This is a genomic window from Isachenkonia alkalipeptolytica (genome assembly GCF_009910325.1).
GTDB lineage: Bacteria > Bacillota > Clostridia > Peptostreptococcales > T1SED10-28 > Isachenkonia > Isachenkonia alkalipeptolytica.
Genome location: NZ_SUMG01000018.1, coordinates 17,802 through 40,076 on the forward strand (window position 1 = coordinate 17,802; position 22,275 = coordinate 40,076).

20 protein-coding genes and 2 riboswitches are annotated in these 22,275 nt (G+C 40.1%); of the genes, 18 read left to right on the forward strand and 2 right to left on the reverse strand.

Annotation, left to right across the window (positions count from 1 at the left end; translation table 11 throughout):
• Positions 1-5 precede the first annotated feature (5 nt).
• Both ISALK_RS11880 and ISALK_RS11885 read left to right on the forward strand, forming a co-directional pair.
• On the forward strand, positions 6-1,937 hold the full coding sequence (locus tag ISALK_RS11880) for a cell division protein FtsA (RefSeq protein ID WP_160722574.1): 1,932 nt from the start codon (positions 6-8) through the stop codon (positions 1,935-1,937).
• Positions 1,938-1,955: 18 nt separating this feature from the next.
• A complete protein-coding gene (locus ISALK_RS11885) occupies positions 1,956-2,654 on the forward strand; it encodes a DUF2225 domain-containing protein (RefSeq protein ID WP_160722576.1) in 699 nt (232 codons plus the stop codon).
• 38 nt (positions 2,655-2,692) lie between these two features.
• On the opposite strand, the gene perR is transcribed toward ISALK_RS11885, so the two are convergent.
• Positions 2,693-3,109: a transcriptional regulator PerR gene (perR, locus tag ISALK_RS11890; protein WP_160722578.1), complete on the reverse strand. Its 417-nt coding sequence runs from the start codon at positions 3,107-3,109 to the stop codon at positions 2,693-2,695.
• A gap of 157 nt (positions 3,110-3,266) precedes the next feature.
• Between perR and ISALK_RS11895 the strand changes: the two genes are divergently transcribed.
• Complete coding sequence (locus ISALK_RS11895; protein ID WP_160722580.1) at positions 3,267-4,424, forward strand: DUF362 domain-containing protein; 1,158 nt, start codon at positions 3,267-3,269, stop codon at positions 4,422-4,424.
• On the opposite strand, the gene ISALK_RS11900 is transcribed toward ISALK_RS11895, so the two are convergent.
• Entirely contained in the window at positions 4,421-5,191 is a 771-nt protein-coding gene (locus ISALK_RS11900; RefSeq protein WP_160722582.1) for an MBL fold metallo-hydrolase, read from the reverse strand. The genes ISALK_RS11895 and ISALK_RS11900 overlap by 4 nt on opposite strands.
• Positions 5,192-5,353: 162 nt before the next feature.
• Here ISALK_RS11900 and ISALK_RS11905 point away from each other — a divergent pair, with 162 nt between their 5' ends.
• From ISALK_RS11905 to gap, 15 genes are all read left to right on the forward strand, one after another.
• The gene (locus ISALK_RS11905) at positions 5,354-5,848 is read left to right on the forward strand and encodes a tRNA (cytidine(34)-2'-O)-methyltransferase (protein ID WP_160722584.1); all 495 of its coding nucleotides are present in this window, start codon (positions 5,354-5,356) and stop codon (positions 5,846-5,848) included.
• 134 nt (positions 5,849-5,982) lie between these two features.
• A riboswitch (glycine riboswitch) is annotated at positions 5,983-6,088 on the forward strand.
• A gap of 3 nt (positions 6,089-6,091) precedes the next feature.
• Positions 6,092-6,172, forward strand: a riboswitch (glycine riboswitch).
• Positions 6,173-6,263: 91 nt separating this feature from the next.
• The gene (locus tag ISALK_RS11910) at positions 6,264-6,644 is read left to right on the forward strand and encodes a GrdX family protein (protein WP_371723938.1); all 381 of its coding nucleotides are present in this window, start codon (positions 6,264-6,266) and stop codon (positions 6,642-6,644) included.
• 73 nt (positions 6,645-6,717) lie between these two features.
• A complete protein-coding gene (gene trxB / locus ISALK_RS11915; protein ID WP_160722586.1) occupies positions 6,718-7,665 on the forward strand; it encodes a thioredoxin-disulfide reductase in 948 nt (315 codons plus the stop codon).
• Positions 7,666-7,750: 85 nt separating this feature from the next.
• Positions 7,751-8,068 (forward strand): thioredoxin TrxA, encoded by a 318-nt coding sequence (gene trxA / locus ISALK_RS11920; protein WP_160722588.1) that lies wholly within the window; start codon positions 7,751-7,753, stop codon positions 8,066-8,068.
• Positions 8,069-8,130: 62 nt separating this feature from the next.
• Positions 8,131-9,417 (forward strand): glycine/sarcosine/betaine reductase component B subunit, encoded by a 1,287-nt coding sequence (locus tag ISALK_RS11925; RefSeq protein ID WP_160722590.1) that lies wholly within the window; start codon positions 8,131-8,133, stop codon positions 9,415-9,417.
• 124 nt (positions 9,418-9,541) lie between these two features.
• Complete coding sequence (gene grdA / locus ISALK_RS11930) at positions 9,542-10,018, forward strand: glycine/sarcosine/betaine reductase complex selenoprotein A (protein ID WP_160722592.1); 477 nt, start codon at positions 9,542-9,544, stop codon at positions 10,016-10,018.
• Positions 10,019-10,053: 35 nt separating this feature from the next.
• Positions 10,054-11,361 (forward strand): glycine reductase complex selenoprotein B, encoded by a 1,308-nt coding sequence (gene grdB, locus ISALK_RS11935; RefSeq protein ID WP_160722594.1) that lies wholly within the window; start codon positions 10,054-10,056, stop codon positions 11,359-11,361.
• Positions 11,362-11,460: 99 nt separating this feature from the next.
• Positions 11,461-13,002 (forward strand): glycine/sarcosine/betaine reductase complex component C subunit beta, encoded by a 1,542-nt coding sequence (gene grdC, locus ISALK_RS11940; protein ID WP_160722596.1) that lies wholly within the window; start codon positions 11,461-11,463, stop codon positions 13,000-13,002.
• A 33-nt stretch (positions 13,003-13,035) separates the two neighbouring features.
• On the forward strand, positions 13,036-14,220 hold the full coding sequence (gene grdD, locus ISALK_RS11945) for a glycine/sarcosine/betaine reductase complex component C subunit alpha (RefSeq protein ID WP_160722598.1): 1,185 nt from the start codon (positions 13,036-13,038) through the stop codon (positions 14,218-14,220).
• 264 nt (positions 14,221-14,484) lie between these two features.
• Positions 14,485-15,594, forward strand: a complete 1,110-nt coding sequence (locus ISALK_RS11950) for a BMP family lipoprotein (protein WP_160722600.1) — start codon at positions 14,485-14,487, stop codon at positions 15,592-15,594.
• 463 nt (positions 15,595-16,057) lie between these two features.
• The gene (locus tag ISALK_RS11955) at positions 16,058-17,593 is read left to right on the forward strand and encodes an ABC transporter ATP-binding protein (protein ID WP_160722602.1); all 1,536 of its coding nucleotides are present in this window, start codon (positions 16,058-16,060) and stop codon (positions 17,591-17,593) included.
• Complete coding sequence (locus tag ISALK_RS11960; protein ID WP_160722604.1) at positions 17,586-18,695, forward strand: ABC transporter permease; 1,110 nt, start codon at positions 17,586-17,588, stop codon at positions 18,693-18,695. The genes ISALK_RS11955 and ISALK_RS11960 overlap by 8 nt, the downstream gene beginning before the upstream one ends.
• Positions 18,695-19,642, forward strand: coding sequence for an ABC transporter permease (locus ISALK_RS11965; protein ID WP_160722606.1), 948 nt, complete (start codon positions 18,695-18,697; stop codon positions 19,640-19,642). Before ISALK_RS11960 ends, ISALK_RS11965 begins: the two co-directional genes overlap by 1 nt.
• Before the next feature lie 151 nt (positions 19,643-19,793).
• On the forward strand, positions 19,794-21,170 hold the full coding sequence (gene rpoN / locus ISALK_RS11970; RefSeq protein WP_160722608.1) for an RNA polymerase factor sigma-54: 1,377 nt from the start codon (positions 19,794-19,796) through the stop codon (positions 21,168-21,170).
• 94 nt (positions 21,171-21,264) lie between these two features.
• Complete coding sequence (gene gap / locus ISALK_RS11975; protein ID WP_201756914.1) at positions 21,265-22,269, forward strand: type I glyceraldehyde-3-phosphate dehydrogenase; 1,005 nt, start codon at positions 21,265-21,267, stop codon at positions 22,267-22,269.
• Positions 22,270-22,275: the final 6 nt, after the last annotated feature.

The following is a 22,275-nucleotide window of genomic DNA, read 5'->3' on the forward strand; positions in this document are numbered from 1 at the left end:
CCGGAATGGAAAAAGAGTTTAATCAATACAATACTATTTTTGCCCTAGACATTGGTACCAATAGTGTGGTGGGTATTCTTGGAACTTCTAATGATCAAGAGTTTACTATTACTCATTCGGTAATAAAATTTCATAAAAAGAGAGCAATGGTAGATGGACAGATTCATGATATCCCCAGTGTTCTGGAAATCGTTCGAAAGGTTAAAGAGCAGTTGGAAAAAGAAGTAGGTTTTTCTTTAAAACAGGTTTCTATTGCGGCAGCAGGAAGAGCCCTAAGAACCATGAAGCTATCAGAAAGCATCCCCCTTAATCAGAATCGTGAAATCACCAGGGATCAGATCAAGCTCCTGGAGTTCGAAGCCTTAAAAAAAGCTCATGAAAAAATGAATGTAATTCAGGATAATCCCGCCAAGTATTTTTGCGTAGGTCACTCTTTAATAAAATTTGATCTTGATGAAATGGATATCACAAATCCCATCGGGCAAAAAGGAAAGGAGCTGACCGGGCATATTATCGCCACTTTTTTACCGGAAATCGTTGTGGAGAGCTTACATACTGTCATGGCAAAGGCAGGACTGGAGGTGGACTGCTTGACGTTAGAGCCCATTGCGGCGTTGGATATTATTGTGCCTGAGAACATAAGGCTTTTAAATATAGCCCTGGTAGATGTTGGTGCCGGTACTTCAGACATAGCAATTACGAAAGATGGCACCGTAGTTGGGTATGGGATGACCGGCGTAGCGGGGGATGAGATCACCGAAGAAATTGCAAAGACTTTTCTTTTAGGATTTGATCAGTCGGAAGCCCTGAAATGCAAATTATCCAGTGGGGAAGAACACATTATTACTAATATAATTGGAGAAACCTTAAAAGTATCCACCAAGGAAGTCCTGGAGAAAATTAGGGGCAGGATTGATTCTGTTGCTGAAAAAATTGCTAAGGAAATTATGGAGATCAATGGAAAAGCTACCAGTGCTGTTTTTCTTGTCGGCGGGGGAAGTCAAATTCCAGGAATTTCGGAAGGGATTGCCCGTCATCTTGGTTTGCCGGATAATCGAGTGGTAATGAAAACCATTGAAGATATTGAAGCTTTTACTTTTAACACGATAAACCTAACCGGTCCAGAGGCGATTACGCCTCTAGGAATCTTTCGAAAATCCATGAAGGACCATGGGGAAAATTTTATAGAAATCGACGTAAATAATAAAAGGTTAAAAATGTTTCAACGGAATAATCTTAAAGTAGGAGATGCTCTGGCTCTAGCCAACGTTGACCCAAGGACATTTATTCCAGGGGCTCCTAAAGAAGTAACGATAATCCTCGAGGGTCGAAAAATGCAAATTGCTTCTCCGGAAGACCAGAGTGTTTGTATTATTTTGAACGAAAGTATTGTAGGAATTGACGCTCCGATTAAAAACCGGGATAGGATTCATATTGAGTACAACCACACAAGGAACAAGAGCACCTACACCTTAAGGACTTTATTACCGGAAAAGTGGCATGAAAACTACACATTTTATGTTAATGACCAAAAGAAGTCTCTTGACGCTAAGGTGGGAGAGCTTGATAAGATTGTCCTTTATAAAGAGGGGAACAGCGAAAATAGGGACCTAAAAGAGGGAGAAAACCCTTCAAAAGAAGTGATGGAAAAAAAATTTTTAGAAACTAATAAAGGAATGGGGAGAAACTTTGACCGGAAGGAAAGCGAAAAAAAGGATTCCGTTAAAAATCGGAAGCGAATAAAAATTCATGTTAATAAAAATCCGGTTGAGATTTTGACGAATAAATGGCCGGTGATTTTCACTGATATCTTTGATCATATCGACTTTGATCGCAAGGAAGCGAAAGGAAAGCTTGTGATGACGTTGAATGGAAGAAGAGCCGGTTTTTTGGATGAATTACAAGAAGGAGACCATGTAGAGATATATTGGACATAAAAATTTGGAGGCATAAAAATGGATATGCGACTATATGATAAAGACGTGGATTGTCCGGTTTGTAAAAATTCATTTACAACTAAAAAAACCAGAAATCGACGACTGAAGGTAATAAAACGCCATGAAGACTTTTTTGTAGAATATGAAGGAATCAGTCCCATCCATTATCATGTTTGGGTGTGTCCTGAATGCGGATACAGCGCTACGGAATCAGAGTTTGATAATATTACAAAACAAGAAATACCAATTATACAGCAGGGGATATCTTCGAAGTGGATAAAGAGAAGCTATGGAGGAATCCGTTCCCTGGAAGATGTGGAAAGCGCTTATAAATTGGCTTTGGCAACTGCGGCCTTGCTTCAAAAAAGTCAGGGTTACATCGGAGGGCTTTGCTTAAAACTGGCTTGGACCTACCGGGAAATGGGGTCGGATAAAGAGACGGTTTTTATGGAAAATGCTTTGAAAGCCTATAGTAAAGCCTATGAAAATGAGCCTTTACCCATCGAAACCATTGAAGAGGTGCCCATGATCTATTTGATCGGAGAACTAAACCGAAAGCTCGGAAATTACCAACAAGCCATTAACTGGTTCGGGAAAGTAGTGGATCACAAGGAGATAAAATACCATCGGAATATTAAACTGAAAGCCCGGGAACAATGGCGTCTGGCAAAGGAAGCCTACAATCAAAAAAGAAAGGCCTCTCAGGAGTGTCCTTAGGAAAAGCCTTTCTTTACTATTCTTTTCTAAAAAAGCAATTAAGATTTTTGAATACAGTCGGGACAGTAGCCATAAAAGTTTAGCTGTTGTTTTTCAATTTGGTAACCGGACAGGGCTTCCACCTGTTGGCCAAGATCGGAGAACGGATGCTCATCAAGATCTTCTACTTTCTTACAGTTCGAACAAATGAGGTGGGGATGGGGTTTGGAGTTGCCATCATAGCGAAAACTGTTTTCCTCCACATTAATCGCCTGAATCAAGCCGAGGGATACGAATAATTCTAAGGATTTGTAAACTGTTGCTAGGCTGATTGTGGGATACTTGGGAGACAGTTGTTTGTAGATGGTCTCCGCATTGGGATGGGTTTTGGTGTCTTTAAGGGTTTCGTAAATAGCAATACGTTGAAGGGTGACCTTACAGTCATTTTCTTTCAAAGTTTCGATCAGTTTGTTCATGGTTACACCACCTTTTAAATTTTAAACGATCATAACGGATTCTTTATATTAAGTATAAAACAACGTTAAAGCTTTGTCAATTTCAATAGATAAATAATCTTAAAAGAATATGATTTTTATTACAGATAAATCCAAAGTGAAAGAAATAGGTGATCAAATGAATACGGTTTCTTTACAACCCTGTGATCAATATCAGTATCTGGAAGTGAAAGAGGCTATAAATAAAAACATTGAAGATTTAGGAGGGCTTACCAAGTATGTAAAACCAAAGGAAAAAATACTGTTAAAACTAAACCTGTTGATGAAAAAAAATCCTGAGGAAGGGGTTACCACACATCCAATATTTGTAAAAGCTTTGGGAGATATCCTTAAAGAATATGGCTGTGATATTATTATTGCAGACAGTCCCGGGGGACCCTTTAACAAAACCTTGCTCCGGGGGGTTTATAGAGTCTGCGGAATAGAAGCAATGGCAGAGCATAGTGGCTTTGAATTAAACTATAATACAGCGGAAATTACAAAACCCAACCCCGGTGCTGAAATATTAACGGATATCACTGCTATAGAAGTGCTTGAACAGGTGGATAAAGTGATTTCTGTATCAAAACTGAAGACCCATGGGATGATGAAGTTTACAGGAGCGGTAAAAAACATGTATGGAATTGTTCCTGGGCTGATCAAAGCGGAGTATCACTTTCAGTACCCGGAACTGAAAAACTTTTCCAATATGTTAGTGGATGTCTGCAACTATAAAACCCCGGTACTTTCATTTATGGATGGTATTATAGGAATGGAAGGGGAAGGGCCTTCCGCTGGGGATCTTAGAAAAGTAGGGGCAGTGATTGGTTCATCCAGCCCCTATGCTTTAGACGTTGTGGCCTGTCAGTTGGTTAATATCGATCCTTTCACAGTTCCTACAATACTGCGATCTGTTGAAAGAGGGCTGCTTGATCAGGACTTTGCTAAGATAAATATCCAGGGGATCCTTCCTGAAAACTTTATGTTAGAACCGTTCAAAACACCGGATATTGTTGATCTGAATTTTGCAAAAGGGAGGGTCCCTCAATTCTTGGAGGGTCCCATAAACAGTGTTTTATTACCAAAACCCACTTTTGATCATGAGCAGTGTATTTCCTGCGGGGACTGTGCAAAAGTCTGTCCGGCCCAAGTGATCCGAATGAAAAATAAAAAACCCTATGCAGATTTGAGGAACTGCATAAGGTGTTTTTGCTGCCAGGAATTATGCCCTGTTAAAGCAGTACATGTCAAACACTCTTTACTAAAAAGATTATTTTTTAGTGGGAAGAAAGATTAGTACTGTAGAATAAAATGCTCCAATGGATGGGCAATGCTTTGAAAAATTTCCGGAAAGTTACATTGGGACTTATATTCCTTTGTTATGGAATAATTCTTACGAAAGTGAAGAGGGAACATTATTTTCGGTGTAATTTCTTTTAAGAAAGCATTGCCGGCCAGGGCATAGAACTCCTCAAGTCTTGGGTCTATGGGAACAAAGCCGATATCCAGCGTTGAGTTCTTCGCAATCAAATGGTTTTTGAGTTTATTGATTTCTGCTAAAAAGTCTTTCTTTTCCTGCAACTTCTCTTCTTCGGAGAAATTTTTCCAATGCCACCAGTTTAAATCTCCGCTGTGAAAGATTAATTTGTTTTCTGGGGGAATTTCAATTAAGTATGAAACCCCTTGGTCCGTAGAGCCAAAGGTCTTGACTCGTAAACCGTCAATTACAAAGTCCTGATAAGACCGGCAAAGGGTGATGTTGCTGTGAGCCTGATGATATGTCTTTAAATCGTCGCTGAACACATATCGGGTCATGCCCTGTGAACTTTGAAAATCTTGAGTGAGGATCTTTTGGGTAAAGTGGTCGGGATGACCATGGGTTGCGAAATAATAAAAATCCTTATGCCCATGATGTCGTAGAAGCTTTAAAAATTCTTTTTCATCAAATGCGCCGTTTTCATGAAAATAATCGAAGATAAGAAGTTTTTCTTCGGTTTCAATCATTACCCCGCTGTGGTAAATATGAGTGATATTAAAGGTGCTTTGATTTTCAGGAGTGTTCATTGTTACCCACCGCCTTTATGAAATAGTTTTAAAGAATATACAATAAATCATACCCATTTATTTAAGCTTTATAGACATTTATCCCGGGGTAGAGTAAAATGTTGTATTAGTAATCCCGCAAGAATTAAGTAATTAAGAAGCAGATTATAAAGGAGATGGATCATGTCGTTGAATATCGTATTATTAGAACCGGAAATCCCTCAAAACACCGGTAATATCGCTAGAACCTGTGTCGTAACCGATACCACTTTACACATCATCGGGCCTATTAAGTTTTCCCTCGAAGAAAAGGCAGTAAAACGGGCGGGCCTCGATTATTGGAGTTCTTTAAAAGTTTATTACTACAAAAACTATCAAGAATTTAATCAGAAGCATCAGGATAAAAACATCTTTTATGCAACGACCAAAACTCATCGCCTCTACAGTGATGTCAATTATCAAAGCTATGAGGATCTGTATATCATGTTTGGAAAAGAAAGCAAAGGGATCCCTGAGAAGATTTTAAGAGAAAGTCCTGAAAACAATATCACCATACCCATGATGCAAATTGAAAAAGCCCGTTCCCTTAATTTATCGAATGCATGCGCAGTCGTGATTTATGAAGTATTAAGGCAATGGAACTTTCCTATGATGTTGAAAGAGGATTCGGATTTTTAGGTGGAGAATAGAGGAAATTAATATTAAAAAGAAGTTCGTTAAAAAAATATTAAAATTTCATTAAAAGTTATTGCTCTTTTAAATTATCTATATTATAATGACTGTGAAGTTAAAAATTCATAGCAGAACACTGGATGAAGAGTGTGGGAGAGACTCGGGAAACAACCCGGGCGCCGAAGGAATAAACTAAAAACCCCATTTTTTAGTGAATCTCTCAGGCAAAAGGACCGTACTTGGACAGTTCTCTGGAAAGCACATAAAGTGCACCGAAGGAGCAAAGCCCAAGACATTTTGGGAATAAACTCTCAGGTAAATCGAACAGAGTGGATTATGCAACCGGGCGTTGTCATAGTTCCTCTGTTTTTGTTTGTATAAATTGAAAGAAATTTCTTTCAAAAAGAAAAGGAGGGTGGGCGTGAATTATTTGCTTGTAACCAATAATCCTTTAGTAAAAAGCATGTATCAAAACAGAAAATTCCTGCTATATCTTGATGGAAGTTACCTGGAGGTTTTATACTATGCCCGGGACCAAATTCATAAAGGGCACGAACTTTTATCTCATCCTCTTTCGGGAAGTATTAAGCCAAATGAAACACCGTATAAAAGTCTTCTTATTTCAAGGAAGGCAAAATCCTTGAATTACCAATCGGTAACAATGATTGAAGACAGTATAGAAACCACAAAAAAATTTTTTTCTATTCAAGACCGCACCCAAGGTCTTAGGCAAGATCTTTTAAGTGATTTTCAGGAAATTGATTATCATTTAATCAAAGGAGCTTTAGAGTCAGCGAAGTAGTCGGCGTTTCAAGCATAAGCTTGAGTATATATACTTATGAAAACCATCAAAAATCAAATCAAGGGGTGAAAGCATGGAAAAAATTTATGACGTTATTATTATTGGCGCAGGACCTTCAGGTTTAACCGCAGGATTATATGCAGCAAGGGATCGAATGTCTACCCTAGTATTGGAAAAAGAGAAGCCCGGCGGCCAAATCGCCACCACCGATGAAGTTGCCAACTATCCAGGGTCCATTGAAAATGCCACAGGGCCGGATCTAGTAGCAAGAATGGTGGAACAATGTAAAGAATTTGGTGCAGAGATTGAAAAAGACACCATTCAAGAAGTTAACCTAGAAGATAAAATCAAAGTTCTTACAGGAGATAAAGGAACGTATAAAGCAAAATCTGTAATTGTAGCGACGGGTGCAACTCCACGAAAACTAGGTGCTCCCGGAGAAGTTGAGTTAACGGGTAAAGGGGTTTCCTACTGTGCGACTTGTGATGCAGATTTCTTCAGTGACTTTGAAGTGTTTTGCATTGGAGGCGGAGACTCTGCCGTGGAAGAAGCCATCCACTTATCAAAATTCGCCCGAAAAGTTACCATTGTCCATCGACGTGAAGAACTAAAAGCGGCGAAGTCAATTCAGGAAAAAGCTTTTAAAAATGAGAAAATTGACTTTATCTGGAACACGCAAGTTAAAGAGATTAAAGGGGACGGCATGGTAGAATCTATTGTGTTTGAAAACCTGAATACTGGGGAAGTTACTGAACACGAAGCAGATGAGGAAGACGGAACTTTTGGAATCTTCATATTTGTAGGTTACATTCCAGAAACCGATTTATTTAAAGGAAAAATGGAGTTATCTAAGGCGGGATACATTATTACAAATGATAATATGCATACCGACATACCGGGAGTATTTGCAGCGGGGGATGTTCGTGAGAAAACCCTAAGACAGGTAGCTACTGCCGTAGGAGATGGAGCTGTTGCCGCTATCCAAGCGGAAAAATATATTGAACACGCTTTTGAAGAATAGTTAAGGTTATATTTCACTTCTTAGTGAATTATATAATAAAAAATAAATAAAGCCTAAAATCAACCCTTTCAAGGAGGTGAATGAAATGCTAGCTGTAGATAAGAGCAACTTTGAAGAAGAAGTATTGCAAGAAGAAAAAACAGTTTTAGTAGATTTCTGGAGCGAAGGTTGTGAACCTTGTAAAGCCTTAATGCCGGATATTGAAGCCTTAGAAGAGGTCTATGGAGATCAAGTGAAATTTGTAAAGCTTGATACAACCAAAGCCAGAAGATTGGCGATCAAACAAAAAGTTTTAGGGCTTCCTACCATTGCCATTTATGAAAATGGAGAGAAGAAAGAAGAGGTTACTAAAGATGAAGCTTCTAAGGAAAACGTAGAAGCGATGATTAAAAAGTTTGTTTAAGGTTTTAGAAGGCCTGTAGAGATGGCTTTGCAGGTCTTTAATTAAAAAGGGAGGTGAAGGTTTTGAAGCTTAAGTTAGGCAGAATTTTTATTGAAGATGTGAAGTTTGGTGATACTACAAAGGTTGAGAACAAAACACTTTTTGTTAACAAAGAAGAAATGTTAGAGGCTATTGGTGGAGATGAGCATATTGAATCCATTGATATCGATATTACCCATCCAGGAGATGAAGTGCGAATTACACCGGTAAAGGATGTAATCGAACCACGGGTGAAAGTTGAAGGACCCGGAGGGATTTTTCCAGGAATGTTAAGCAAAGTGGACACCGTCGGTAGCGGTACAACTCACGCACTTAAAAATGTTGCAGTAGTTACTGCGGGTAAAATTGTAGGTTTTCAGGAAGGGATTATTGATATGTCCGGCCCCGGAGCAGAATATTCTCCGTTTTCTCAAACCCATAATGTAGTTGTTGTGGCAAACCCGGTAGAAGGTGTGAAGCAGTACGATCATGAAGAAGCGGTAAGAACCATCGGATTTAAAGCCGCTCAGTATTTAGGAGAACTTGCTAAAGAACTTGAGGCCGATGAAGTTCAAGAATATGAAACTAAACCGCTATTAGAGTCCGTTGAAGAATATCCGGATTTACCGAAAATCGGATATGTGTACATGCTTCAAACACAAGGCTTGCTTCATGACACCTACGTCTATGGCGTGGATGCAAAAAAAATTGTGCCCACACTGCTATATCCCACGGAAATCATGGATGGAGCTATTGTCAGTGGGAACTGCGTTTCTGCTTGTGACAAAAACCCAACCTATGTACACTTAAATAATGGGATTATTGAAGATCTTTATGAAAAACATGGTAAAGAGATCAACTTTGTTGGGGTGATTATTACCAATGAAAATGTTTATCTTGCGGACAAAGAGCGATCTTCCAATTGGACCGCAAAGCTTACGGAATATTTAGGTTTGGACGGGGCCATTGTTTCTCAGGAAGGCTTTGGAAATCCTGATACGGATTTGATTATGAATTGCAAGAAAATTGAAGAGAAAAATGTGAAAACCGTAATTGTTACCGATGAATATGCAGGAAGGGATGGCGCGTCCCAATCTTTAGCCGACGCGGATCCAAAAGCCGATGCGGTGGTAACCAACGGAAATGCTAATGAAGTGATTCTTCTGCCTCCGATGAAAAAAATTATTGGAATGACCGACTACGTAGATTCCATTGCAGGAGGATTTGATGGAAGCCTGCGGGCCGACGGCAGCATTGAGGTTGAAATACAAGCAATCACCGGAGCTACCAACGAAACCGGCTTTGTGAAATTAACCAGTAAGGGAAATTAATTTCAAAAATTATGATTGTATATTAACAAACGAACCCATTATCTAAAGTTAAGGAAAAAAATTGCTAACACATGTTTAAACCTTACTATAAGAAATATAAATTAAAAACGAGAGGATGGTAAATATGTCAGTATTTGATGGAAAGAAAATCATCATCATTGGCGATAGAGACGGTATTCCAGGACCGGCTATCGAAGAATGCTTAAAAAGCACTGACTCCGAAGTGGTTTATTCTTCCACGGAGTGTTTTGTCTGAACGGCTGCAGGTGCTATGGATTTAGAAAATCAGCAAAGAGTTAAAGATCTTACGGAAAAACACGGTGCGGAAAACATGGTAATCGTAATCGGAGCAGCGGAAGCTGAAGCTGCCGGATTAGCCGCAGAAACCGTAACAAACGGAGATCCAACCTTTGCAGGTCCATTAGCAGGAGTCCAGTTGGGACTAAGAGTATTTCACGCAGTAGAAGAAACTTTCAAAAGTGCTGTAGATGAAACTGTATATGATGATCAAATCGGAATGATGGAAATGGTTCTTGAAGTTGATGAGATCATTGAAGAAATGGAAGAAATCCGAGGAGAATTTGGAAAGTTTAATGATTAATTCAGTTCCCGTAAAATTTAGAGAGGGGGGAAATAATGAGTAAAAAAAGAATTGTCCATTATATAAATCAATTTTTCGGCGGTATCGGCGGAGAAGAAAAAGCGGGTATGAAACCGGAAGTGAGAGAAGGGGTAGTAGGCCCTGGTATGGCCCTGCAAACAGCCCTAAAAGATGAAGGGGAAATTGTCGCGACCATTATTTGCGGTGACTCTTACTTTAATGAAAACCTTGAAGAAGCCAAGGCAGATGTGTTGGAAATGGTAAAAAAGTACGATGCAGATCTTTTCATCGCCGGACCTGCTTTTAATGCGGGCCGTTATGGTGTAGCTTGCGGAACGATTGCTGACGCTGTAAAAAGCGAACTAAACATTCCAAGTATGACAGGAATGTACCCGGAAAACCCCGGTGCTGATATGTTTAAAAAGTCGGTGCATATTATCGAAACCGGAAACTCTGCAGCAAAGATGCGAAAAGCCATCCCTTTAATGGGGAAACTGGCAGTGAAAATGCTTAAAAATGAGGAGATTGGAAGTCCTGAAGAGGATAACTATATCCCTATGGGTATTCGAAAGAATTATTTCCATAAAACAAGAGGTTCCAAAAGAGCCGTAGATATGTTGATGAAAAAAATGTCTGGAGAAGGATTTACGACAGAATATCCTATGCCGAGTTTTGATCGTGTAGACCCACTACCTCCGGTTAAAGACATCTCAAAAGCAAAGGTTGCACTAGTAACCTCGGGAGGAATTGTTCCGAAAGGGAATCCTGACAGAATTGAATCTTCCAGTGCATCAAAATACGGAAAATACTCTATTGATGACTTGAGTGACTTGGATGAGGCCAGTCATGAAACCGCACATGGTGGATATGACCCCACTTATGCGAACGCTGATGCAGACTGCGTGCTGCCGGTAGATGTATTAAGAGACCTTGAGACTGAAGGAAAAATCAAAGAACTTCACAACTATTTCTATACTACAACCGGAAACGGAACTTCTGTTGGAAGCTCTAAAGCTTTTGCGGAAGAATTTTCCCAAGAGTTGATCAAAGACGGTGTGGATGCGGTTATATTAACCTCCACCTGAGGTACTTGTACGCGTTGCGGTGCAACGATGGTAAAAGAAATTGAACGGGCCGGCATTCCGGTAGTTCACATTTGTACAGTAGTACCGATTTCCTTAACGGTAGGAGCGAACCGAATTGTTCCGGCAATTGCGATCCCCCACCCATTAGGAAATCCGGCTTTAGACCCTGAAGAAGCAAAAGCTTTACGCCGAAAGATTGTTGAACGTTCTTTAGAAGCTTTGACAACGGAAGTTAGCGGACAAACCGTATTTGACTAAGGCGATTAAAACATGAAGTACCATGAATATCAATTACCAGCTATTCCACCGGAGTAGCTGGTAATTTAAAAACTGCTAAAATTTATGGAGGTGACAGTTATGAATTATTCAGTATTAAAAGGAGCGGGTTATGTATTAGTTCACACCCCGGACATGATTGCCCATAGCGGAACCACGCAAACGGGAGAAAGAAGAACCAACCCGGAATCCGAGTATTTAAAAAAATTACCCCAGCATTTACGAAGCTTTGAAGAAGTGGTGTCTTATCCGCCGAATCAAACTTATATCGGAACAATAAAACCGGAAGCTCTAAATGATTATGAAATGCCTTGGTACGATAAAAAAGTGGAAGGGGCAGAGCGTTTCGGTCAATTCGGAGAAATCATGCCCCAGGACGAATTTATCGGTCTAATGAAAATATCCGATGTGTTTGACTTGGTAATGATTGAAAGCAGTTTTAGCAAAGAAATTAAAAAGAAATTGGAAGCTCATCCCTTAGTTAAGGAAGAACATATAGCAAAATTAAAAGATGGGGAAGCTATGGAGGATATTCAAAAATCCATTGATCATTTTGCCGCGGAAGCAATTTATCATAATGATCAAGTGGTGGGTTGCGTTAAAAGAGCTCATGAAACCGATCCGAACCTGAATGCCCATGTAATGTTTGAAAATTTAGCGGTAAAAGCCTCTGGAGTATTAGCGGCTGAGAATTTAATTGCTAAAAATGAAATCAATGTAGAAGATATTGATTATGTTATCGAATGCTCAGAAGAAGCCTGCGGAGATATCAATCAACGGGGTGGTGGCAACTTTGCCAAATCTATCGCTGAAATGATCGGTGCAGTGAATGCTACCGGATCGGATCTTAGAGCTTTTTGTGCAGCACCAACCCATGCCTTAATTGAGGCAGCTGCTCTTGTGCAAGCTGGCGTTTATGAAAATGTTTTAGTAGCTGCTGGTGGAGCTGTTGCAAAGCTAGGTATGAACGGTAAGGATCACTTAAAAAAGGATATGCCGATTCTGGAAGATGTAATCGGTGGGTTTGCCGTGCTTGTAACAAAAAATGATGGAGTTCATCCAGTGATCCGTACGGATTTAGTAGGTCGTCATACGGTTGGAACCGGTTCTTCACCACAAGCCGTAATTACTGCATTGATCACGGCACCTTTAGACAAAGGTGGACTGAAAATTACCGATGTGGATAAATATTCTGTTGAAATGCAAAATCCTGACATAACAAAGCCCGCAGGTGCAGGAGATGTCCCAGCTTCCAATTACAAAATGATTGCAGCCCTTGGGGTAAAGAGAAAAGAGATGGAACGTAAAGATGTGGCAACCTTCGGAAGCAAACATGGAATGCCCGGTTGGGCTCCAACCCAGGGGCACATCCCTTCAGGAGTTCCTTATATAGGACCGGCTTTAGAATCTTTTAAGAATGATGAAATCAAGCGGGCGATGATTGTAGGAAAAGGGAGTCTTTTCCTGGCAAGAATGACGAATCAGTTTGATGGAGTATCTGTAATCCTAGAGAAAAACTCCGGGAAAGTAGAAGAAAGCGGGGCAGCAGTTTCAGAAACAGAGATCCGATCAATGATCGCTGAAACCATGAAGGATTTTGCTAAGAATTTAATGAGTGAATAAATAGGATTTCGACTATGAAAGGCGGTGAATGGAGTGACAGAAGAACACAAACAGATCAAAAGGCAAATTGGTAAAGTGTTTAATGACATTGCGAAGGGTATTGAGACCGGAGACTTTGGTGAAAAAGTAACCGTTGGTTTAACTACTTTAGGCAGCGAACATGGGGTTGAAAACCTGGTTAAAGGTGCGGAACAGGCAGCGAAATCCGGAAAATTTGATGTGGTATTGATCGGTCCCAAAGTGAACACGGATTTAGAGGTGGTTGAAGCGACAGAGGAAGCTACCATGCATAACATCATGGAAGAGTTGTTAGCCTCGAAAAAAATTCAGGCTTGTGTAACGATGCATTATAATTTTCCCATCGGGGTTTCCACCGTTGGAAAAGTAATTACTCCTGGAAAAGGGAAGGAAATGTATTTAGCTACAACTACAGGAACTTCGGCCCCGGATCGTACGGAAGCTATGGTAAGAAACGCAATTCACGGTATGATCGCAGCAAAGGCTTCCGGTGTTCAAAAACCGAAAGTCGGGATATTGAACGTGGATGGTGCCCGGCAGGTGGAAAAAGCCCTCAACAAGTTAGTGGAAAACGGATATGACATGGAGTTTTCTGAATCCATGCGAGCCGACGGCGGTGTGGTTATGCGAGGGAATGATCTGTTGGCAGGGAGCCCGGATGTGATGGTACAGGATACACTAACGGGAAATATTTTCATGAAAATATTTTCTTCCTTTCATACCGGTGGAGATTATGAGGCCCTGGGCTATGGTTATGGACCGGGAATCGGAGAGGGTTATGATAAAAATATTTTAATCCTTTCAAGAGCATCAGGAACGCCGGTGGTAGCGAAAGCTCTGGAATATGCAGCGGATCTTGTTAACGGTCGGCTAGAGGAAAGAGTAAAAGAAGAGTATGACAAAGCCAATAAAGCCGGGTTAAAAGAAATCTTGAACTCCTTGACAAAGGCCACTAAAAAATCCGATGATGAAGAAGAGGTAAAGCAACCCCCTAAAGAAGTGGTTACCGGTTCTTTATCAGGAATTGACATCATGGAGTTGGAAGATGCGGTACAGGAGCTATGGAAGAATAACATATACGCAGAAAGCGGGATGGGTTGTACCGGTCCGGTGGTAATGGTTAGTGAAAAGAATCTTAAAAAAGCTATTGAAATATTACGTGCAGCGGATTATGCCGTTGGAGAGCCGGAAGACTGCTAAATCCCGATGCAGCAAAGTGTCATTTTACGCAGTAATTAACAATTGTACTTTAATAAAAACCCTACCTTTATGACTACAAGATCCAGAGTTAGTCAAGGGGTGGGGTTTGTTTTTAAATTTATGGGCTTAAGACGAAATGAACGTTGCTTTTTACATTTTACTATATTATAATGAGACTAAGGTCCATGCAACGCAGGACTGAATTTTGGACTCTTTAACTCAGTGTTAAAAGTTTAAAATATTAAAATTAGGGGAGGTAGAAAAATGAAGAAAAATTTATGGGTTTTAGTATTAGTAGCACTGTTAGCCATGACACTTGCGTTAACCGGTTGCGGTAATGGTGAGGACAATGGAGAAGATGTGGATCCCGACGACAACGGTGAAGCGGTTGATCCTGATGATGACAATGATGAAGACGAGTACGTGGAAGATTTCTTTGTAGGGCTGGTAACAGACACCGGTGGAATTGATGATCAATCCTTTAACCAGGGAACCTGGGAAGGGATCCAGGATTTTGCCGATGAGTATGGTGCGGAGACCAACTATCTTCAATCCGAAGCCGATGCGGATTACATTCCAAACTTATCCAGTTTTGCCGATGACCAAGTGGACTTAATCGTAGCTCCAGGTTTTTTATTTGAAGATGCTATCGGTCAAGTAGCGGACAACTTCCCGAATCAAAACTTTTTATTGATTGATGCAGTCGTTGAAAGAGATAATATTGTAAATGCAATTTTTGCAGAAGAGCAAGGTTCCTTCCTTGTTGGTGTTGCAGCCGCTCTAACCGCTCAAGAAGCAGGAGAAGACACCGTAGGTTATATCGGTGGCGTGGACTTTGAACTGATTCAAAAGTTTGAGGCCGGTTTCGAAGCAGGGGTTTGGGCTGTAGATCCTGATATGAACGTTTTAGTGGAATATGTAGGAGACTTTTCCGATCCTTCCACCGGAGGATCTATTGCATCCATCATGTTTGATGATGGTGCTTACGTAATTTACCATGCCGCCGGAGGATCCGGTAACGGTATGATCAATGAAGCCATGGAACGAAGAGGCGACGGAGACGACGTATGGGCCATCGGAGTTGACCGAGACCAATATGAAGACGGAATTTATGACGGCGAGAACTCTGCGATTCTTACTTCCATGATGAAAAGAGTAGACGTTGCGGCTTATGAAGTTGCGGTTATGACCTACGAAGGAAATTTCCCGGGAGGAGATATTATTGAGTTTGATTTAGAGAATGAGGGAGTTTCCTTACCGGAAGAAAATCCTAACTTAAGTGATGACATTATAGCTGAAGTGCAAAACTATATTGATCAAATTGTATCCGGTGAAATTGAAGTGCCATCGTTACCTTCAAGATTACAAGAGTAGACAAAGGTTATAAAGAGATTAGAGATTAAAGTTAATAGAGGAGTAATGAACTAAATATTTCGCTATAAAAACCAAGATTTTATAGTCTTGGTTTTTTTAGCGAATCTTTTCTTCATGGGATGAAAAGTATAACGTATTCTGAAGGGGTGTTATTCATTTTTTCAGAGAAGAAGTTGTAAGCATTTTACCTTTTGTAGTATAATCAAAATATAGTAACACATCACAAAATAATAGAAGCATTAGTAATTTCAATCGTAGTTAAGGACTGGACAGAATATACGAAGATAGTAGGCAGTGGGTATAGAATTGTAGTGGCGCTCTAGCTCTAACAACAATTCGTTTTTACGGAATGGATAAAATTGATTACAATATCCTCTAAGTTGCAACGAAAAATTAAAAGGCAGGTAATGCAGCAGGGGGATATGAAATATTACTATAATATTATATAGATAGGAGAAATATTATGGCGTACGCAATTGAAATGTTAGGAATCACCAAAGAATTCCCAGGTATTAAAGCAAATGATCAGGTAGATTTTAAAGTAAAAGAAGGAGAAATCCATGCTTTACTTGGAGAAAACGGTGCGGGAAAGTCCACACTGATGAGTGTGCTTTTTGGACTTTATCAACCGGAAAAGGGGGAAATCAAAGTCCGGGGTGAAAAGGTGGAAATTACCGGTCCTAAAGTTGCAGATAAGTTGGGGATTGGAATGGTCCATCAACACTTTAAATTAGTGGAGGCTTTCTCTGTCACAGAAAATATTATTTTAGGCGAGGAGCCACGAAAATCTTTTCGAAGGATTGATTTGAAAAGAGCGCGGGAGAAGGTTCAAGAGATCAGCGATTTATATGGACTCAGGGTGGAGCCGGATGCAAAGATTATTGATATTTCTGTAGGGATGCAACAAAGAGCAGAAATTTTAAAGACCCTTTACCGTAAAGCGGATATACTGATATTGGACGAACCCACTGCCGTATTGACCCCCCAGGAGATCAGAGAACTTATGAAAATCATGAAGGATCTGGTAAAAGAAGGGAAAACCATTGTGCTGATTACCCACAAGCTTAAAGAAATAAAAGATGTTGCTGATCGATGCACGGTTCTTAGAAAAGGAAAATATATTGGGACCGTAGATGTAGCTGAAACCTCCGAAGAGGAAATGGCGGAAATGATGGTCGGCCGGGAGGTAAGCTTTGAAGTGGAAAAAGAACCGGCTAAGCCAAAGGATGTTGTCCTGGAACTCAAAGATTTATGGGTTAAAAATAGTCGGAAGTTGGACGCTGTTAAAGGACTGAACCTAAAGGTTCGAGCAGGAGAGATAACCTCTGTGGCAGGAATCGACGGGAACGGTCAATCGGAACTAATGGAAGCGATTACGGGTCTTCGAAAGGTGGAAAAGGGCTCGGTTTTACTTAATGGTGAAGCCATTGAAAACTTGAGCACTCGGGAAAAAACCCTTAAAGGAATCGGACATATTCCTGAAGATCGCCAAAAAAGAGGGTTGGTTCTCGACTTTACCTTGGAAGAAAATATGATTTTGCAGAACTATTTTCAATCTCCTTTTTCTGAAAATGGGATTTTACAGTTCTCTAAAATCCGGGAGTTTTCCGATCAGCTTATTGAAGAATTTGATGTTCGAAGCGGTCAGGGCAGTTCGTCCAATGCCAGAGGAATGTCCGGGGGAAATCAGCAAAAGGCTATTGTAGCCAGAGAACTGTACCGCTCCCCGGAACTTTTAATTGCAGCGCAACCTACTAGGGGATTGGATGTTGGAGCCATCGAGTATATACATGAACGATTAATTGAGGAGCGGGATAAAGGGAGAGCGATTCTTCTAATGTCCCTTGAACTGGACGAAGTCCTTAATCTTTCTGACCGAATAGCTGTAATTTATGAAGGAGAAATTGTGGATACCGTACGGGCGAATGAGACCAATGAAAATGAACTGGGACTCATGATGGCGGGATCGAAGAAAAAGGAGGTGAAAGAGGATGAATAAACTGCGGGGATTTTTATCGAATGAGAAATATCATGGTTTCATAATTCCTGTAATTGCAATTCTGTTAGGGTTTTTAGCAGGTTCTGTGATTATGATTATCAGTGGGCTAAACCCTTTAGATCTTTTCACCTCTTTTATTAGAGCCGTTACAGGAATAAACCTTCCGAATTTGTTTACGGATCAGACCGCTTTCAATGCCCGTTATTTCGGAGAGTTTTTTGTTTATTCTATTCCGTTAATTTTAACAGGTCTTTCTGTATCCTTTGCCTTTAGAACAGGCCTGTTTAATATCGGTGCCGAAGGGCAGGTTATGATCGGAGCCCTAACCGCAAGCTATGCAGGTCTATTAATGGACTTGCCGGCGGTAATTTTTCCTGTTGTTGTTATTCTTGCCGGAGCCTTAGGAGGGGCTGCATGGGGGTTCATTCCCGGGATATTAAAAGCAAAGTTTCGAGTCCATGAAGTGGTTGTTACCATTATGCTTAACTACGCAGCGTTATATGTTTCAAACTACTATATTCGGGCGCTTCCTGAAAGTACCACTACTCGAACTGCAGATTTGCCTGCAAAAGCCACATTACAAAGTGATTTTCTTTCTTCTATAACAAACAACTCCAGGCTCCATTGGGGCTTTTTAGTGGTAATATTTTGTGCGTTGCTCTTTTACTTTATCATCAACAAAACCACTTTCGGTTATGAGTTGAAATCCGTAGGATTTAATCCTTTAGCATCGGAATATGCGGGTATGAAAGTACAGAGGAACGCAGCGCTCTCCATGACCATTGCCGGAGCCTTATCGGGAATTGCAGGAGCCATTCTTGTTGTTGGAACCTTTGGCTACGGTAGAGTCCTGGGTCACTTTGAAAATTATGGTTTTGATGGGATTGCTGTGGCCCTTGTAGGTGGAAGTACGGCCTTGGGATCGGTCTTAGCAGGATTGTTGTTTGGTGGTTTGAAAGCCTCGCAAACCATTATGCAGATCAGCCGAATACCAAGAGATATCGCAATTATTATCATTGCCATTATTATCGTTTTCGTTGCGATGAAACATCCTATTAAACAGGGCTTGAAAAAACTTAAGGTAGAGGAGGGGGAAGAATAATGGAGTTAGTATATTCTATGTTAGCACTTACACTGGTTTTCTCCACTCCGATTATCATAACTTCCTTAGGTGGTATGTTTTCTGAAAGATCAGGAATTGTAAATATCGGTTTGGAAGGGTTGATGATGTTCGGCGGATTTACCGCAGCCACAGCACTGGTTTTTTTACAGCCTTATACGGATTTGGCCCCATGGATAGCGATTTTGCTCGGTGCTTTAGTTGGGGGCGTAGTTTCCTTAATTCATGCCTATCTAAGTATCCATGCAAAGGCAGATCAGATTATTTCAGGGGTTGCGATCAACATGTTAGCAACCGGAGTAACGATTTATCTTGCACAAGTTATATTTGAACAACAAAGAACCGCTAGTTTCTCTCAAAGCTTTCAACGGTATACCTTTTATGGTTTGAGTGACATTCCCTTTATTGGTGATGTTTTATTTACCCGGGTATATCTGACGGTGCATTTGGCTATTATTTTAGTGGTGGCAAGCTGGTTCGTATTATACAAAACCCCTTTTGGACTACGACTTAGAGCGGCGGGAGAACATCCCCACGCCTTGGATAGTATGGGGGTAAGCGTGTTTAAAATGCGTTATATAGGTGTTGTAATCTCCGGAGCTCTAGCAGGACTAGGTGGCGGAATTCTGGTGCTGACTCAGGATATTCAATATACAGTTATGAGTATCGGAGGCACTGGATTTATTGCCTTAGCAGCTCTTATATTCGGTCGTTGGAAGCCCGCTGGGGTTCTTGGAGCAGGACTGTTTTTCGGATTCTCGAGAATTTTCGCTTTATACTCCTCGAGATTTGATTTACTAGCTCAACTACCGAATGAAGTCTTCTTTGCCTTGCCCTACGTCCTAACAATTATTGCCTTAGTCGCATTCAGCAGACAATCCGTAGCACCTAAAGCCGTAGGTAAGCCCTATGATAAAGGCGGAAGATAAAAGCGGATATTCACGTATTACTTGCAAAGACTTAAGCTCCCTTAGGTCTTTGCAATTTTTATGCCAAAAATTATTATGAGACTGAACTTCTTTATTTTTGTTCCTGGGAGTGGTATAATGCTAATATACTAGGAAAGTAAAGGTGATCAATATGCGAATGGGATATGGTCTGGAACTAACGCAATCACAAAAGTTGGTAATGACACCCCAGCTTAAACAGGCTATAACAGTTTTACAATTGAACGCTCTGGAGTTGGATCAGTATGTTAAAGATCAGATGGTAAGCAATCCGGTCTTAGAAGTTACGGAAGAAAAGGAAAAGACCTTAAAAAATGAAAAGGAACAGGATATAAACTGGAAAGAATACATTGAAGACTTTGATAATCGTTATTACTCCCCAAACAACTATAACCCGGAGCAGGAAGAGTTCAGTTATGAGAACATTGTTTCAAAAGAAGCGACGTTACAGGAACATTTATTATTTCAACTGCACTTAACCTCTATTGAAGGAAAATATCATGAAATTGGTGAATTTATTATCAATAATTTAGATGAAAATGGGTATCTATCTACAGGTGTGGATATAATTGCAAAGGACATCAATGAAGAACCCCATATTATCGAAGGAATTTTAAAAATCATTCAAACCTTTGATCCGGCAGGGGTAGGAGCCAGAAATATTAAAGAATCCCTGCTGATACAATTAAAAAGCAAAAATGTTGAAGATGAAAGGGTGTATGAGGTAGTAGAAAACTACCTGGAAATGCTGGGTTCCAATAAATATCCTGTAATTGCAAAAAAATTGCAAACTTCTCTTAATGAAGTAAAAAAAATCTGTGAGTTTATTCGGTCCTTAGAACCGAAACCAGGAAGGCAGTTCATTACAAACCAGAACAAATACATTGTACCGGATGTGATTGTCCGAAAGATTCAAGGAGAATATGTAGTGGTCTATAATGATTCGGCGGTACCACGACTGTATATTAGGGAAGATTATCGAAAAATGGTGTTAGACGATGAAAAATTAGGTTGTAAAGACACAAAAAAATATCTAAATGATAAGCTGAATGCAGCGGTCTGGCTAATAAAAAATATTGAGCAAAGAAAGCAGACTATTTACCGTGTGGTAGAAAATATTATTGAAAAACAAAAAGACTTTTTTGAACATGGGAAAAAATATTTAAAGCCTTTGACCCTAAAAGAAGTAGCTGAAGAGTTGGAAGTTCATGAGTCCACCGTAAGTCGAGCAACCAATGGTAAATATGTACAAACTCCTGCGGGAACATTTGAGCTTAAGTTCTTTTTTTCAAGCGGAATCAATATTAGCGGAGGAGAAGCCCTGTCTTCTAACAGCATAAAAGATTATATTCGGGAATTAATCTCTAGGGAAGATCCTAAAAAACCCTTAAGCGATGAAAAAATTGCCAAGTACTTGCGGGAAAAGGGCATGACCATATCTCGAAGAACCGTTGCTAAATATCGGGATGATTTGAAAATACTTTCATCTTCTAAAAGGAAATACTACTAAATAGTTCCTTTGGATAATGAAATATTATAAGGCACTTTATCATATATTGATACAATAGATATAGTGAAATTTTACAATCAGAAGGAGGAGTATTATGAAAAAAGTAGCGATTAATGGTTTTGGAAGAATCGGAAGAAATGTTTTAAAGTCCTATCTGGAAAAAAAATTGAATTGGGAAATTGTGGCGATCAACGATTTAACCGATGCAAAAACCCTGGGTCACCTATTAAGGTATGACAGTATTTACGGAAAACTGACAGAAGATTTGGAAGTCCGTGAAGATGCACTAATCATCGCGGGAAAAGAAGTAAAAATCTTCAGTGAAAAAGACCCTGCAAACCTTCCTTGGGCAGAGCTTGGAGTAGACTTAGTTATTGAATCCACAGGTATATTCAGGTCCAAAGAAGAAGCAAACCGCCATATTGAAGCGGGTGCAAGAAAAGTTTTAATTACTGCGCCGGCGAAAAATGAAGATATCACCATTGTGATGGGAGTTAATGAAAAAGATTATGATCCACAAAAACATAATGTATTATCAAATGCATCCTGCACTACGAATTGCTTAGCCCCTTTTGCAAAATTGTTGGATGAACATTTTTCTATAAAAAGAGGAATTATGACCACTATTCATTCCTATACAAATGATCAAAATATTCTAGACCTGCCCCATAAAGATTTACGACGGGCAAGAGCCGCAGCGCAGTCCATCATACCCACTACCACCGGTGCAGCAGAAGCGGTTTCCTTAGTTCTCCCCCAGTTAAAAGGGAAGCTGACGGGTATGGCTATGCGTGTCCCAACGCCTACGGTATCGGTGGTTGACTTGGTTGTGGAGGTTGAAAAGAATACGGATGTGGAGGCTGTAAATGAAGTGTTCAAAAATGCAGCAAACAATGAATTAAAAGGGATTCTTGATTATTCCGAGGAACCTTTGGTATCAGCAGATTATATCAAAAACGAATTCTCTACAATCATAGACGGATTATCCACGGATGTAATGCAGGATAATATGATCAAGGTAATTGCATGGTATGATAATGAGTGGGGTTATTCCGTAAGAGTTGTAGATCTTGTGGACTATATGTTTTCGAAAGAGTAATCAATA

Coding starts and splice junctions, on each gene's coding strand:
- ISALK_RS11900 (WP_160722582.1), bottom strand. CDS start 5,191: ATGAACACTCCTGAAAATCAAAGCACCTTTAATATCACTCATATTTAC.
- perR (WP_160722578.1), bottom strand. CDS start 3,109: ATGAACAAACTGATCGAAACTTTGAAAGAAAATGACTGTAAGGTCACC.
- ISALK_RS11950 (WP_160722600.1), top strand. CDS start 14,485: ATGAAGAAAAATTTATGGGTTTTAGTATTAGTAGCACTGTTAGCCATG.
- ISALK_RS11960 (WP_160722604.1), top strand. CDS start 17,586: ATGAATAAACTGCGGGGATTTTTATCGAATGAGAAATATCATGGTTTC.
- rpoN (WP_160722608.1), top strand. CDS start 19,794: ATGCGAATGGGATATGGTCTGGAACTAACGCAATCACAAAAGTTGGTA.
- trxB (WP_160722586.1), top strand. CDS start 6,718: ATGGAAAAAATTTATGACGTTATTATTATTGGCGCAGGACCTTCAGGT.
- ISALK_RS11880 (WP_160722574.1), top strand. CDS start 6: ATGGAAAAAGAGTTTAATCAATACAATACTATTTTTGCCCTAGACATT.
- ISALK_RS11905 (WP_160722584.1), top strand. CDS start 5,354: ATGTCGTTGAATATCGTATTATTAGAACCGGAAATCCCTCAAAACACC.
- gap (WP_201756914.1), top strand. CDS start 21,265: ATGAAAAAAGTAGCGATTAATGGTTTTGGAAGAATCGGAAGAAATGTT.
- ISALK_RS11955 (WP_160722602.1), top strand. CDS start 16,058: ATGGCGTACGCAATTGAAATGTTAGGAATCACCAAAGAATTCCCAGGT.
- trxA (WP_160722588.1), top strand. CDS start 7,751: ATGCTAGCTGTAGATAAGAGCAACTTTGAAGAAGAAGTATTGCAAGAA.
- ISALK_RS11895 (WP_160722580.1), top strand. CDS start 3,267: ATGAATACGGTTTCTTTACAACCCTGTGATCAATATCAGTATCTGGAA.
- ISALK_RS11885 (WP_160722576.1), top strand. CDS start 1,956: ATGGATATGCGACTATATGATAAAGACGTGGATTGTCCGGTTTGTAAA.
- grdC (WP_160722596.1), top strand. CDS start 11,461: ATGAATTATTCAGTATTAAAAGGAGCGGGTTATGTATTAGTTCACACC.
- ISALK_RS11965 (WP_160722606.1), top strand. CDS start 18,695: ATGGAGTTAGTATATTCTATGTTAGCACTTACACTGGTTTTCTCCACT.